At 72.3% G+C, this 13,346-nt stretch carries 12 protein-coding genes; 6 read left to right on the top strand and 6 right to left on the bottom strand.

Going from position 1 to position 13,346, the window contains the following annotated elements:
- Positions 1 to 84: 84 nt before the first annotated feature.
- From BM223_RS01790 to BM223_RS01775, 4 genes are read left to right on the top strand one after another with little or no spacing between them, the layout of a single operon-like run.
- A complete protein-coding gene (locus tag BM223_RS01790; RefSeq protein WP_038682103.1) occupies positions 85 to 1,071 on the top strand; it encodes an AurF N-oxygenase family protein in 987 nt (328 codons plus the stop codon).
- A 21-nt stretch (positions 1,072 to 1,092) separates the two neighbouring features.
- Positions 1,093 to 2,784, top strand: coding sequence for an FAD-dependent oxidoreductase (locus tag BM223_RS01785; protein ID WP_038682104.1), 1,692 nt, complete (start codon positions 1,093 to 1,095; stop codon positions 2,782 to 2,784).
- Between the two features lie 20 nt (positions 2,785 to 2,804).
- Positions 2,805 to 3,521: a TetR/AcrR family transcriptional regulator gene (locus tag BM223_RS01780; protein ID WP_038682105.1), complete on the top strand. Its 717-nt coding sequence runs from the start codon at positions 2,805 to 2,807 to the stop codon at positions 3,519 to 3,521.
- The gene (locus BM223_RS01775) at positions 3,522 to 4,979 is read left to right on the top strand and encodes a flavin-containing monooxygenase (RefSeq protein ID WP_038682106.1); all 1,458 of its coding nucleotides are present in this window, start codon (positions 3,522 to 3,524) and stop codon (positions 4,977 to 4,979) included. It abuts the gene before it with no gap.
- Between the two features lie 104 nt (positions 4,980 to 5,083).
- Here BM223_RS01775 and BM223_RS01770 read toward each other — a convergent pair whose 3' ends face one another.
- Entirely contained in the window at positions 5,084 to 6,493 is a 1,410-nt protein-coding gene (locus BM223_RS01770; protein ID WP_038682107.1) for a VWA domain-containing protein, read from the bottom strand.
- 2 nt (positions 6,494 to 6,495) lie between these two features.
- Positions 6,496 to 7,413 (bottom strand): AAA family ATPase, encoded by a 918-nt coding sequence (locus BM223_RS01765; RefSeq protein WP_038682108.1) that lies wholly within the window; start codon positions 7,411 to 7,413, stop codon positions 6,496 to 6,498.
- A gap of 116 nt (positions 7,414 to 7,529) precedes the next feature.
- On the opposite strand from BM223_RS01765, the gene BM223_RS01760 reads away from it, so the two are divergent.
- Positions 7,530 to 7,925, top strand: a complete 396-nt coding sequence (locus BM223_RS01760; RefSeq protein ID WP_038682110.1) for a hypothetical protein — start codon at positions 7,530 to 7,532, stop codon at positions 7,923 to 7,925.
- Between the two features lie 61 nt (positions 7,926 to 7,986).
- Entirely contained in the window at positions 7,987 to 9,345 is a 1,359-nt protein-coding gene (locus BM223_RS01755) for a helix-turn-helix domain-containing protein (RefSeq protein ID WP_141267412.1), read from the top strand.
- 10 nt (positions 9,346 to 9,355) lie between these two features.
- Here BM223_RS01755 and BM223_RS27745 read toward each other — a convergent pair whose 3' ends face one another.
- The 4 genes from BM223_RS27745 to BM223_RS01735 all read right to left on the bottom strand — a co-directional run bounded on the left by BM223_RS27745 (position 9,356) and on the right by BM223_RS01735 (position 13,332).
- Entirely contained in the window at positions 9,356 to 10,228 is an 873-nt protein-coding gene (locus tag BM223_RS27745; RefSeq protein WP_082003815.1) for a nuclease-related domain-containing protein, read from the bottom strand.
- 73 nt (positions 10,229 to 10,301) lie between these two features.
- Positions 10,302 to 10,676 (bottom strand): nuclear transport factor 2 family protein, encoded by a 375-nt coding sequence (locus tag BM223_RS01745; RefSeq protein ID WP_038682112.1) that lies wholly within the window; start codon positions 10,674 to 10,676, stop codon positions 10,302 to 10,304.
- The gene (locus BM223_RS01740) at positions 10,669 to 11,784 is read right to left on the bottom strand and encodes an alpha/beta hydrolase (protein WP_038682113.1); all 1,116 of its coding nucleotides are present in this window, start codon (positions 11,782 to 11,784) and stop codon (positions 10,669 to 10,671) included. Before BM223_RS01740 ends, BM223_RS01745 begins: the two co-directional genes overlap by 8 nt.
- Positions 11,785 to 11,820: 36 nt before the next feature.
- The gene (locus BM223_RS01735; protein ID WP_052139074.1) at positions 11,821 to 13,332 is read right to left on the bottom strand and encodes an MFS transporter; all 1,512 of its coding nucleotides are present in this window, start codon (positions 13,330 to 13,332) and stop codon (positions 11,821 to 11,823) included.
- Positions 13,333 to 13,346: the final 14 nt, after the last annotated feature.

The raw sequence follows: 13,346 nt of genomic DNA, 5'->3' as shown, positions 1-13,346 counted from the left end.
AAACCGGGGTCAATGTACGCAACATGGTGTTGCGCTAACACCGCGCATGCTCCTGATTTCGATGACGAGAAACGGACCGACGACATGACTGCGACCGCCGACACCCCCGTCGACACGACCGACCTCAGCTACCAGGACACGCTCCGCGTGCTGTCCGAGGCCTCGGTCCACCAGCACTTCGACGCCTTCCTCGACATTGCGTGGGACAGCCCCGAGCTCGCCGTCGTCCCCGACGACCCGCGCTGGATCCTCCCCGAGGTCGACTCGCTCGGCGGCACCGACTGGTACCGCTCGCTCCCCCAGGAGCGCCAGATCGAGGTCGGCATGTACCGGATGGCCAATATCGCCAAGGTCGGCCTCCAGTTCGAGCAGCTCCTCATCGGCGGCGTCATGAACCACCTCATGACGATGCCCAACAACCGCGCCGAGTTCCGCTACTCGACGCACGAGGTGACCGAGGAGTGTCACCACACCCAGATGTTCCAGGAGGCCGTCAACCGGATCGGCATCGACGTCCAGGGCGGACCCACCTGGTTCCTCAAGATCGCGCCGTTCCTCGCGCTGGCCGGGCGGCCGATGCCCAACATCTTCTTCTTCGGCATCCTCGCCGGCGAGGAGCCGATCGACTACCTGCAGAAGTCGGTGCTCCGCTCGGGGCACGACATGCACCCGATCATCACCCGGGTGATGCAGATCCACGTGGCCGAGGAGGCCCGCCACATCGGCTTCGCGCACTCCTACCTGGTCGAGCGCTCCAAGGACTACGGCACGCTCCAGCGCTTCGGCCTGTCGCTCGCGTTCCCGGTCATCATGCGGCTGCTGTGCGACGTGATCATGAAGCCCAGCAAGCAGATGCAGAAGGACCTCGGCATCCCCAAGAGCGTCATGCGCGAGGTCTACTGGAAGTCGGAGAAGTCCGAGAAGCTCCTGCGCGACACCTTCGGCGACGTGCGCATGCTCGCCGACGAGCTCGGCCTGATGAACCGGGTCTCGCGCCGCGTGTGGCGGATGCTCGGCATCGACGGGCGTCCCTCGCGGTTCCGCAGCGAGCCCAAGTCCGCCGCGGTCTGACCAGGACCAGACCCCCCCGTCATGGCCTACGTCGTCACGCAGTCGTGCTGCGCCGACGCCTCGTGCGTCGTCGCCTGCCCGGTCAACTGCATCCACCCCGCGCCCGGCGAGCCGGGCTTCGGCACCACCGAGATGGTCTACGTCGACGCGAGCTCCTGCGTCGGCTGCGGTGCCTGCGCCACGGCGTGCCCGGTGGGCGCGATGGTGCCCGATGCCGCGCTGACGACGAAGCAGCTGCCCTTCCTCGACCTCAACGCCTCCTACTACGACGCCTTCCCCCATGCCGACCGGACGCCGGTAGCGCTGGTCCCGCAGCAGCGCCGGCTCACCCGCACCGGACCGTTCCGGGTCGCGGTGGTCGGCGCCGGTCCGGCCGGGCTCTACACGGCCGACGAGCTGCTCAAGCACCCCGAGGTCGGCGGCGTCGACGTCTACGACCGGCTGCGCACGCCCTACGGCCTGGTCCGGCACGGCGTCGCGCCCGACCACGCCTCGACCAAGCTGGTCACCCGGCTCTTCGAGGCGATCGAGCGGCAGCCGCGCTTCCGCTACTTCCTCGACGTGCCGGTCGGTGCCCCCGAGCACCCCGGCGGCGTCACCCTCGCCGACCTGCGCGCCCACTACGACGCCGTCGTCTACGCCGTCGGCGCCTCCGCCGACCGCAGCCTCGGCATCCCCGGCGAGGAGCTCGCGGGCTCGGTCGCCGCCACCGCGCTCGTCGGCTGGTACAACGGCCACCCCGACCAGCAGGCGCTCGACGTCCCGCTGGCGCACGAGCGGGCGGTCGTCGTCGGCAACGGCAACGTCGCGCTCGACGTCGCGCGCATCCTGGCCCGCCCGATCGACGTGCTCGAGCGCACCGACCTGGCTCCCGGACCGCTCGACCGGCTGCGGGCCAGCGCGGTGCGCGAGGTCCTCGTGCTCGGCCGCCGCGGACCGGCCCAGGCCGCGTTCACCGTCCCCGAGCTGATCGGCCTGGCCGCGCTCGACGACGTCGACGTGCTCGTCGAGGCCGACCCGGCGCTGCTCACCGGCGACGACCAGCGCAGCGCGCTGCTCCGCGAGCTCGCCGAGCGGCCCGTCGACCTCGCGTCCACCCGCCGCCGGATCGTGCTCGCGTTCGCCTCCTCCCCGGTCGAGGTGCTCGGGGCCGACGGCCGGGTGAGCGGCGTCCGCGTTGCCCGCAACGAGCTCGTCACCGACGCCGACGGCACCGTCCGCGCCGTGCCGACCGACGACGTCCGCACCATCGAGGCCGGTCTCGTCGTCCGCTCCGTCGGCCACCGCGGCACGCCCGTCGCCGGGCTGCCCTTCGACGAGCGCACCGCCACCGTGCCGAACCACCAGGGCCGGGTCGAGCCGGGGCTCTACGTGGTCGGCTGGATCAAGCGCGGCCCGGTCGGCTTCATCGGCACCAACAAGACCGATGCGCAGGAGACCGTCGAGACGATCCTCGACGACCTCGACGCCGGCCTCCCCGCCCCCACCGGCTCCGCGGCGGCCATCGCCGCACTCGTCGCCGAGCGGCACCCCCAGTCCGCCGACCTCGCCGCGTGGCAGCGGCTCGACGCCGCCGAGCGCGAGCGGGGGGCGCAGGCGGGCCGGCCCCGGGCCAAGATCACCGACGTCGCCGAGCAGCGCTCGGTCGCCGCCGCCCCGGTCGCGACCCGGCGCCGCGGGCTGCTTCGTCGTACGGTGTCGCTGACATCGTGACGATGCGAGGAGGTGTCGCCGTGGCTGCCCCGAGTGGGAGACGCGACCAGACCGACGGCCGGAAGCGGCGTTGGCAGCAGCACAACGCCGATCGCCGGCAGGCCGTCATCGACGCCGCCCTGACCGTGCTCGCCCGCGACCTCGAGCCGGGCGCCGAGCTGAGCGTGCAGCTGATCGCCGACGAGGCATCCGTGCACCGCACCGTGCTCTACCGCTACTTCGACGACCGCACCGACCTCGACGTCGCCATCCAGCAGGAGATCTGCACGCGCGCCGGCGAGCTGCTGCTCGCCGCGGTCACGCTCGAGGGCACCCCGCGCGAGATCGTCGAGCGGATCGTCCACGCGTACGTCGACTGGGGCGCCGCCAACGTCGCCCTCATGCGCTTCGCCGAGCGGGACATCCCCGGCGCCGCCACCAAGCCGCTCGACCTCGCGATCGGCCAGATCGCCGAGCAGATCGAGCTCGTCATCGGCGGCTTCCTCGCCGTCCTCGAGGCCGACGTCGAGGAGGACGACCGCGACGCGCTGACGCCGTGGGTCTTCCTGCTCGTCGGCGGCGTGATGGCCGCGGTCCGCAACTGGAGCTCTCGCGAGGAGCTGCGCCCGCCGGCACCGCAGTTCACCCGGCTGCTGGCCGACGTGACCTGGCTGCAGATCGAGGGTCTCGCAGCATCCCGCAACATCGAGGTGCCCGACCTGCCGGTCGAGCAGCTCCTCAACCTGAAGGAAGCGTAGATGTCCGACTCCGTGGAGCACCTCGACGTCCTCATCGTCGGCGCCGGCCTGTCCGGCATCGACGCGGCCTACCACGTCGGCAAGGCCTTCCCGACCCGGTCGTACGCCATCCTCGAGATGCGCGACGCCCTCGGCGGCACCTGGGACCTGTTCCGCTACCCGGGCATCCGCTCCGACTCCGACATGTACACCCTCGGCTTCGGCTGGAAGCCCTGGAAGGGCAAGAAGGCCATCGCCGACGGCGCCGACATCCGCGCCTACCTCCAGGAGGCCGCGCGCGAGAACGGCATCGACCAGCACATCCGCTACCACCACAAGCTGGTGCACGCCGACTTCTCCACCGAGGACGCCCGCTGGACGGTCACCGTCGAGCGCACCGACACCGGCGAGACGAAGCAGATCACGGCGAGCTTCCTGTGGTCGACGTCCGGCTACTACCGCTACGACGAGGGCTTCACCCCCGACTTCGCGGGCCTCGCGGACTTCCAGGGCCAGGTCGTGCACCCCCAGCACTGGCCCGAGGACCTCGACTACCAGGGCAAGAAGGTCGTCGTGATCGGCTCCGGCGCGACCGCCGTCACCCTGATCCCCTCGCTCGCCGAGTCCGGCGCCGGGCACGTCACGATGCTCCAGCGCACGCCGACGTTCATCGTCAGCCAGCCGCTCACCGACCCGATCTCCTACCGCCTGCTGCAGACGCTGCCCGACAAGATCGCCGGCAAGCTCGTCCGCGGCCGCTACCTGGCGATGACGATCGGCTTCTACGAGTTCTGCCGCGCCCGCCCGCGCGAGGCGCGTGCGCTCATCCGCAAGATGTCGGAGCGCCAGCTCCCCAAGGACGTCTCGTACGACGAGCACTTCACGCCGCCCTACGCCCCCTGGGACCAGCGGCTGTGCGTCGTCCCCCGCGGCGACTTGTTCAAGGCGCTGCGCAAGCACACCGTCGACATGGTCACCGACCGCATCGCCCGCTTCACCGAGCGCGGGATCCTCCTCGAGTCCGGGCGCGAGCTCGAGGCCGACATCGTCGTCACCGCCACCGGCCTCAACCTCCAGGTCTTCGGCGGCGCCACGCTCGCCGTCGACGGCGCCGACATCAAGCTGCCCGACACCATGGCGTTCAAGGGGATGATGCTCAGCGACATCCCCAACTTCGCCTTCATCGTCGGCTACACCAACGCCTCCTGGACGCTCAAGGCCGACCTGGTCTGCCAGTACGTCGTCCGCGTGCTCCAGCACATGGAGAAGACCGGGAAGCGCGTGGTCGTCCCCCGCCGCGACCCGGCCGTCGCCGAGGAGCCCTTCCTCGACTTCGAGGCGGGCTACGTGATGCGCTCGATCACGCAGTTCCCCAAGCAGGGCTCGGTCGAGCCGTGGCGGCTCAAGATGAACTACTTCAAGGACCTGCGGGTGTTCGGCAAGGCGCCGACCGATCCGGCGCTCGAGTACACCGCCTGACCTCGGCGGCAGTTTCACCGCCTAGGCGGTGAAACCGGACCTGGGCACAGGGAGTTCCGTGGGCCAACCGGCAGTTTCACCGCCTAGGCGGTGAAACTGCCGGATCACCAGGCGAGCTCGTGGACGAACTCGCTGAGCTGGGTCAGGTTGCGACACTCGATCATCCGCACGATCTCGGCGTACGTCGGCGCGGCCGAGTCGCCGGTCCCCCAGTTGCGCTGGTGCTCGGGGTTGAGCCAGAACGTGCGCTTCACCGATCCCGCGAGCTGCTTGAGGGTGTCCTCGTGCAGGTCGCTGTAGTTGGAGCGGGCGTCGCCGAGGATCAGCAGCGTGGTCTTGGGGGTGAGCGCGTCGGCGTGGTTCTCGGCGAACTTCGTGAACGCCCGGCCGTAGTTGGTCCGGCCCCACAGAGCCGCGTGGCTGGCGGACGCCGCGAGGTCGGCGAGGACGTCGACCGGGTCGGCGCCCGGGCGGAAGTGGCCGGTCACCTCGTGCACGTGGTCGATGAAGGTGAACGCCCGCATGCTCTGGAAGACCTCGCGCAGCGCGAACACGAAGAGCAGCGTGAACTGGGCGAAGTTGGCGACCGAGCCGCTGACGTCGCAGAGCACGACCAGGTCGGTGCGGTGCGGGCGCTTGGGCCGGTGGTGCGTGGTGATCGGGACGCCGCCGGTGGCGATCGAGGCGCGCACCGTGCGACGGAAGTCGAGCGGCGCGGTCCGCGCGTGCCGGGAGTGCTGCTCCTTGGCCAGCCGGGTCGCGAGCCGGCGGGCGAGCGGGAAGATCTCCTTGCGCATCTCGTCGAGGTCGGTGCGCCGGGCGGCCATGAACGCCAGCTTGTCGATGCTCGGGCGGACGGCGACGTCGGCGATGTGGTCGGGGCCCTTCTCCTCGGCGATCCGGCGGCGGGCGTCGTCCTCGACGAGGCCGGTGAACTCGCCGATCCGCCGGTTGGCCTGGCGGCGCGCGGCGTCGTCGTCGGTGCCGGCGTCGAGCAGCCCCTGGACGAGCCGGTCGACCAGCTCGTGGGGGGCGACGCGCTGCAGCGCGGTGTAGGCCGACCACGACGAGAGTCCCGGGCCGCGCCCGGGCATCGACCCGAAGACGCCGACCATCTCGGCCGCCATCTGGCGCAGCTGCGCCTCGTCGATCTCACCGGCCGCGAGCGCCTCGGCCAGCCGCTCGCGGAAGTCGGCGAGGGCGGCCGCGTTGTCCTTGACCTGGCCCGGCGCGCCGTCGTCCGGCGCCTCGGCGCCGGCGGCGCCGTCGCCCACCATCGCGGGGAAGTAGACGTCGAAGAGCGCGTCGAAGGTGGTGCGCTGGGTCTGCTTCTTGACCAGCGTCGCGGCGAAGGCGTCGCGGACCGTCGCCCGGTCGGACCAGTGGACGGCGGCCAGCGCCGCCACGGCATCGAGGTCCTCGGCGAGCGACACCGACAGACCGGCGCCGCGCAGCGCCTCGACGAACGCCAGGTGGCGGTCGAGGAGACCCGAGTGCGCGTCGGGGCCGGTCATCGTCAGGACCTCGCCAGCTTGAGCTCCTTGACCGCGCGCTCGTGGTCGGACTGGTGCTTGAGGACGGCGCCGAGGGTGTCCTTGATCGCCTTCTCGTCGAGCTCGCGGATCTCGAGCGCGATGAGGGTGCGCGCCCAGTCGACCGACTCGGCGATCGACGGTGCCTTCTTGAGCTCGAGCTCGCGCAGCCGGCCCACGGTGGCGACGAGCTGCTCGGCGATCCGGTCGTCGAGGCCGGGCACCTGCTGCTGCAGGATCTGCCGCTCGCGGGCGGCGTCCGGGTAGTCGATGTGCAGGTAGAGGCAGCGCCGCTTCACCGCCTCGGAGAGCTCGCGGCTCGCGTTGGAGGTGAGGACGACGTAGGGGCGCCGGGTCGCGGCGACCGTGCCCAGCTCGGGGATCGTCACCTGGAAGTCGCTCAGCACCTCGAGCAGCAGCCCCTCGACCTCGATGTCGGTCTTGTCGACCTCGTCGATGAGCAGGACGGTCGGCTCGTCGCGCCGGATGGCCGTGAGCAGCGGCCGGGTCAGCAGGAACTCCTCCGTGAAGATGCTCCGGTCCAGGTCTTCCCATGGCCGGGATTGGTGGTCACCGTCTCCGGTGCTCCCTGGTCCTGCCTGTGCCTCGGCGCCGCTGGCTTGGATCGCCAGCAACTGCTTCTTGTAGTTCCACTCGTAGAGCGCCCGGGCCTCGTCGAGACCCTCGTAGCACTGCAGCCGGACCAGCTCGGCGCCCGTCGCACGCGAGACCGCCTTGGCCAGCTCGGTCTTGCCGACACCGGCCGGACCCTCCAGGAGGAGCGGCTTCTCGAGCGCGCCGGCGAGGAACGTGGTGGTCGCCGTCGCGGCGTCGGCGAGGTAGCCGGCCGCCCCGAGCCGGGCCGTCGCGTCGGTCGGGGAGTCGAACCAGGTCATGCTCATGGACCCATCCTGCCGGTAGTCACCCGGTCGTGACCCGGCGCCGTCCAGGTCGTTGAGATCACGACGGACCGAACGTGGGCCGAACGTGGACGGAACGACCGAAGAGGGGGACGCAGGTGCGCGACACCATCACGCCCCCTCGCTGGCTGCAGGTCGGCATCCACTCGGTGCGGACGGCGACCACGGTCGCCGCGCTCACCCTGCTGGTCGGCTTCGGTGCGGTCGGCGTCGTGGCGACGCCGCAGCCGAGCGCGCCCTCCACCCAGCTCGGTCTGTCGATGGGTCCGCTCGACGCGCTGATGGAGCACAACCGCTGCTCGGTCACCGGGTTCGACCGCGACGTCATCCCGAGCACCGCCATCGTCCGCACCCCCGGTGGGGCCACCGAGCTGGTCTCCTTCGACCGTGGCTGGGCGGTCTTCAGCGGCGAGGCCGCCGGCGAGCTCGTGGCCGTCTGCCTGGGCCCCCAGGCGGGTGCGGCACCCGACGGCGGCAGGCCGAATCTCCGTTGAACGATTCCAACATGCGTGTCCCTGATACCGCTCCTTGTCAAGTCGAGGCAGAATAGACGTCGTGGACACACACCTCGCGGAACTGAGCCGCACCATCGACGCGGCAGAGCTCGGCCGTCGCATGCGCATCGCGCGCGTCGCTGCCGGGATGACCCAGGCGCAGGTCGCCGGCGACGACGTCTCGGCGGCCTACCTGTCCCGGATCGAGGACGGCCAGCGCCGTCCCGAGGCCGGGCTCCTGGAACGGATGGCCAACCGGATGGGCGTCACGCTCGAGGACCTGCTCCTCGACGTCCCCCGCGACAAGGTGCACGAGCTGCGCCTGGCCGTCGACCACGCCCGGCTCAGCCTCATCTCCGGTGACCCGGCCGCGGCGCTCGCCGCCGTCGGCCTCGTGCTCGACGACCCGGCCACCGAGCGGATCGACTTCGTGCAGCGCGCCGCCCGCCAGGTGCGCGCCGGCGCGCTCGAGGCCTCCGGCGACCTCGACGGCGCGATCCTCATCCTCGAGGACCTCACCTCCGCGCCCACCCCCGACGCCGGCTGGCTGCGCTCGCTCGTCGCCCTGTGCCGCTGCTACCGCGACAGCGGCGACCACACCCGCGCCATCAGCATCGCCGAGCGCTCCGCCACGCTGATCGACGAGCTCGGCCTGTCCGGGCTCAGCGAGGCGGTCGAGCTCACCGTCACCGTCGCCGGCGCCTACGAGCTGCAGGGCGACACCGGCCAGGCGATGCGCATGTGCGCGCGGACCCTCGAGGCCGCCGAGCAGCACGCGTCCGCGGTCGACAAGGCGACGGCGTACTGGACCGCGAGCCGGGCCGAGGCCGAGCGCGGCGGCACCCAGGCCGCGCTCGAGCTCGCCGACAAGGCCCTCGCCCTCTTCGCGCTCGGCGACGACAACCGCAACCTGGCCACGCTGCGCGCCCAGGTCGCCAACCTCCAGCTGCTCGCCGACCCGGCCGACCCGGCCGCGGCGCTGGCCACCCTGGCCGACGCCGAGCCCGAGCTGTCGTGGTCGGGCGCGTCCGCCACCGAGGTGGCGCTCGTCCACCTCACCCGCGGCAAGGCCCACTTCGCGCTCGGCGCCCACGACGCCGCCCGCGAGTGCGTCGAGAAGGCCACCGCCGCCGCCCCCGACGACGCCTCGGTGCTCCGCGCGTCGATCTCGGTGCTCCGCGGCCGGATCGCCTTCGCCGACGGCGACCGCGACGGCGCCCGCGCCCTGTTCCGCGACGGCGTCACCGCGCTCACCGCGGCCGGCTCCGACCGCCGCGCCGCGCAGCTCTGGTTCGAGCTCGCCGAGCTCCTCACCGAGGTGGGCGACACCGAGGGCGCCGTCCAGGCGTTCCGCAGCGCCGGTGCCTCGACCGGCCTGCGGGTGCCCTCGCGCACCTCGGCCGCCGTCCCGCAGCGCTGAGGCGCGCGGCTCACGCCTGCCACGTCGTCGACCGTCGGGCCATCGCGAAGATGGACTCGACGGTCGCCGGCGGGTGGATCTCGCCGTGCCGGGTCAGCCACCCCGCCAGCCGGCGCCGCGGGACCACGGCCACCCCGGCCGGCTGGCTCTTGACCACCACCTCGTCGGTGTTGACCGGGACCACCAGCCCGCTGACGTGCACCGGGAAGCCGCACGCCGCGCTGAGCAGCCGTCCCGCCCGCTCGGCCTCGTGCCGCGCGTTGCGGACGTAGGGCTGCCGGGTCCCGTTGACCAGGAGCGTCTCGCCCCCGACCCAGATGCTCGCGCCCGGGTGGTGCTTGGTGTTGACCGTGAACACCCCGCCCGGCCCGATCACCAGGTGGTCGATGTCGCTGCCCCGGGTGCCGACCGGGATCGCGTGCAGGAAGCACCAGCGCGCGTCGTTGCGGGCGACCTTGGCCAGCTGCGCGGCGACCTGCTCCTCGCCGACCGCACCCAGCCGCCACGCCCGCTCGTCGGTGTGCACGCCCAGCACCCGCGCCAGCACCGTCTTGATCGGCGCGGCGGCGCGGGCCGCCTCGGCCTGCTCGCGGGCCGCCGCCCCCGGAGGAGTGGTCGCCAGGTCGATCCACGGCACGGGTGCGGCGGGCGCCGGGTCGGCCTCGGGCGGGACGGCGGCGCCCCGGTCGCCGTCCTTCCAGGCGGTGACGGCCCGCAGCAGCAGCGGCTCGTCACCGGGCGCGCTGGGGTGAGCGGTATCGGCGGCCAGGTCCCAGTAGCCGACCTTGGCGCCGTCGGGCCGCTCGACGTAGAGCCGGTCGTAGCCGTAGCGGCGCCACCGCTTGACGACCCAGGCGGGGTCGTCCGCACTCGCCACGTCCATGACAGCATGATGAGGCAGTTCCAGTCAGTCCGGGCCTCGGAACCGCCTGGCGAGACGCGGTCGGCCGCGAGGCTCAGCCGGCGCGGACGGCGGCCAGCTGGCCGAGGTCGAAGTACTCCTCGATCCGGGTGATCCGGCCGTCGGCGACGTAGCCGCGCAGGATCGCCGGGACCCGGGCCGACCGGTCCCCGCGCGCGACCACGATGTCGTGCTGGCGCACGAAGCCGTCGGCGAGCGCGACCGTGCGCACGGCGTCGTAGCCGAACCGGTCGTAGCGCTGCGGCAGGCTGCCGAGGGTGGCGAGGTTCTCGTCGACGTCCTGCTCGTGGTCGTCCCAGTTGTGCCAGATCCGCGCGTCGTCGGCGTAGAGCACCCGGACGGCATCGAGGTCGTGGGCCGCGGCGGCGGCGAAGAAGCGGTCGGCGAGGTCGATCATCGGCTCAGGCATAGCGCTTGCCGAGCCACGCCTCGATCAGGTCGGCGACCTCGTCGCGCGCCCCCTCGTTGAGGAAGTAGTGGTCGGCGTCGAGCTCGTGCGACTCCTTGTCGTCCGTGCCGAGCAGGTCGAAGATCGCCTGCGCGTCGCTGGGGAAGACGCCGGTGTCGGCGTTGCCGTTGACCACCAGGGCCGGGACGGTGATCTTCGGCAGGTGCGCGTGGGCGCGGGTCTGGGAGTCCTCGAGGCTCCAGAGCGAGAGCCAGGTCCGCAGCGTGCACGCCGACGCGATGCCGTAGACCGACCGGTTCGCGCGCTCGGGGACGCCGGCGTAGCAGCTGTTCGGCTCGCGCCTGGTCGGCTCGAGCGTCGGGTCGACCATCCGCGGGTCGGCCCAGGTGCGGGCGACCGAGAACGGCCGGTCGTGGTAGCCGGCGGCCGTGAGCCGGGCGAGCTCGTCCTTGACCCAGGCGGTGATCCGGTGGTTGCGCGCCTCCTGGGCCGCCCGGTAGCGCGCGACGAACGCGTCGTCGTACGCCGGGCCGTTTGCGGGGTTCCACAGGTCGAGCTCGGGATCGGTGGCCAGGGGATCGCTCTCGTCGGTGGCCGCGCCGTCCATCCACGCGGTCAGCACGTCGGGCCGGCCGAGGTGGGCCGCGGTCGACAGGTAGCCGTCGGCCGGCGGCAGGTCGTCGACCCCGCGGGCGAGCTGCATGCCCGGCAGCGCCGTCACCATCGGCTCGACCGCCTGCGACTGGTAGGCCGCCATGAGGGAGCCGCCGCCCGAGTTGCCGAGCAGGATCACCGCCTCGGCGCCCGCCTCCTCGCGCAGCCAGCGCACCCCGACGCCGATGTCGCTCAGCGCATGGTCGAGCAGGAAGTGTGCCTCGTCCCCACGGAACCGGGTGTTCCAGCCGAGGAAGCCGAATCCGCGCTCGGCCAGGTACGACGCGAGGTAGTGCTCGGAGAAGTCGATCTGGTAGTGCGTGGCGATCACGGCGACCTTCGGCCGGGTGCCCGCCCGCCGGTGGTAGATGCCCTGGCACGGGTGCCCACCGGCCCCGGCGCGGGGGAGGTTCAGGGACGGCAGGCCGACGAAGGTGCGCTCGATGCTCGACATCTCACTCCTAGATACGAATCTGATGTCAGGTTTGTATCAGAGCCGGGCGGCGGCGTCCAGAGCCTCGGGCTCGGGCTCCTCGACCGAGCGGGAGTCGGTGAGCGTCAGCGCACCCCAGCCGGCGATCACGCCGACGACGACCGCGAGGACGCCGTAGATGATCCGCTCGCCGTGGAAGAACGACGCCACGAGCTCGCTGCTCCACACCCCGGCCGGGAGGCTGGCGGTGACGAGCGCGGCGACCAGCGTGCCGACGACAGCAGTGCCGACGCTCGTCCCGACCTCCTGCGCGGTGTCGTTGAGCGCCGCGCCGAGGGAGGTCCGGTTGCTCGGCATCGCGCTGACGAGCGCGACCGCGCAGATCGTCATCACGGTGCGCAGGCCGATCGTCAGCACCACCATGGCGGCGGCGATCGCCGCGTAGCCGTGGTCGACGCCCCACGCCAGCCCTGCCAGCGCGGCCGCGAGGAGACCGGCGCCGACCAGGCACGCGATCCGGTGACCGAGCCGCCGGGCGAGCGCCTCGGAGAGCGGCGTCGCGACGATCATCGTCACGATCAGCGGCAGGTTCGCCAGTCCGGCGCGGACCGGGCTCCAGCCGTAGGCGTACTGGAAGTGCAGGATCAGGCCGAACATGACGCCGGCCAGCGCGATCGACGTACCGGCCTGGGCGAGGGCGGCGCCCCGGACCGTGCGGTCGGAGAACACCCCGAGGTCCAGCATCGGCTCCGGCGTGCGCCGCTCGTGCCGCACGAACCCGGCGAGCGCGAGCACCGCACCGGCGACGGACCCCAGGGTCACGGCGGAGCTCCAGCCGTGCTCGACGCCGCTGGTCAGCGCGTAGCAGGCGAACCCGATCGCGGCGATGCTCAGCACCGCGCCGGGGAGGTCGAGCCGGTCGCTGGTCAGGTCCTCGGGGCGGTCCGCGGGCACGCCGACCCGGACGCCGATCCACGCGACGAGCGCGATGGGTGCGTTGACGACGAGGAGCCACTCCCAGCGCACGTGCGCCAGCGCGGTCCCGCCGAGCAGCGGCCCGAGGATGAACCCGCTCATCCCGACCACGATCATCAGCGTCATCGCCCGCATCCGCAGCGCCTGGTCGTCGAAGAGCCGGAACACCAGCGAGTTCGTGATGGGAGCCATCGCCGCCGCCGCGACGCCGAGCGCCGCGCGCAGCGCGATCAGCTCGCCCGCCGACTCGACCGCGACCACGGCGAGACTGATCGTCCCGAACACCGCCAGCCCGACCAGGAGCACCCGCCGCCGTCCGAGCCGGTCGGCCAGCGACCCGGCCGTGAGCAGGAGACCGCCGAACGTCAGCGAGTAGGCACCCGTCACCCACTGGAGCGCGGTCGTCCCGCTGCCCAGGTCGCGACCGATCGTCGGCAGCGCGATGGTGAGCAGCGTGTTGTCGACCATCTCGACGAAGAACGCCAGGCACAGCGCGGCCAACGGGATCCACGCCGCGCGGAGGGAGGAGTACGTACCGGCCCTCGTGGGCGCGGCTGCGCCCGTGGAGGCGGGGTTGGTGGGAGTGGGCGTCATGGGACACCTCCTTG

Source organism: Pimelobacter simplex, assembly GCF_900114845.1.
In the GTDB taxonomy this organism is placed as follows: Bacteria; Actinomycetota; Actinomycetes; order Propionibacteriales; family Nocardioidaceae; genus Nocardioides; species Nocardioides simplex.
Note: the sequence above shows the minus strand (reverse complement) of the source record. Positions and strands in the feature narration are given on the sequence as shown.

Bases quoted from the DNA above. Each gene is read 5' to 3' on its own strand.
- BM223_RS01790 (WP_038682103.1), top strand. From the start codon at position 85: ATGACTGCGACCGCCGACACCCCCGTCGACACGACCGACCTCAGCTAC.
- BM223_RS01785 (WP_038682104.1), top strand. From the start codon at position 1,093: ATGGCCTACGTCGTCACGCAGTCGTGCTGCGCCGACGCCTCGTGCGTC.
- BM223_RS01775 (WP_038682106.1), top strand. From the start codon at position 3,522: ATGTCCGACTCCGTGGAGCACCTCGACGTCCTCATCGTCGGCGCCGGC.
- BM223_RS01770 (WP_038682107.1), bottom strand. From the start codon at position 6,493: ATGACCGGCCCCGACGCGCACTCGGGTCTCCTCGACCGCCACCTGGCG.
- BM223_RS01765 (WP_038682108.1), bottom strand. From the start codon at position 7,413: ATGAGCATGACCTGGTTCGACTCCCCGACCGACGCGACGGCCCGGCTC.
- BM223_RS27745 (WP_082003815.1), bottom strand. From the start codon at position 10,228: ATGGACGTGGCGAGTGCGGACGACCCCGCCTGGGTCGTCAAGCGGTGG.
- BM223_RS01745 (WP_038682112.1), bottom strand. From the start codon at position 10,676: ATGCCTGAGCCGATGATCGACCTCGCCGACCGCTTCTTCGCCGCCGCC.
- BM223_RS01740 (WP_038682113.1), bottom strand. From the start codon at position 11,784: ATGTCGAGCATCGAGCGCACCTTCGTCGGCCTGCCGTCCCTGAACCTC.
- BM223_RS01735 (WP_052139074.1), bottom strand. From the start codon at position 13,332: ATGACGCCCACTCCCACCAACCCCGCCTCCACGGGCGCAGCCGCGCCC.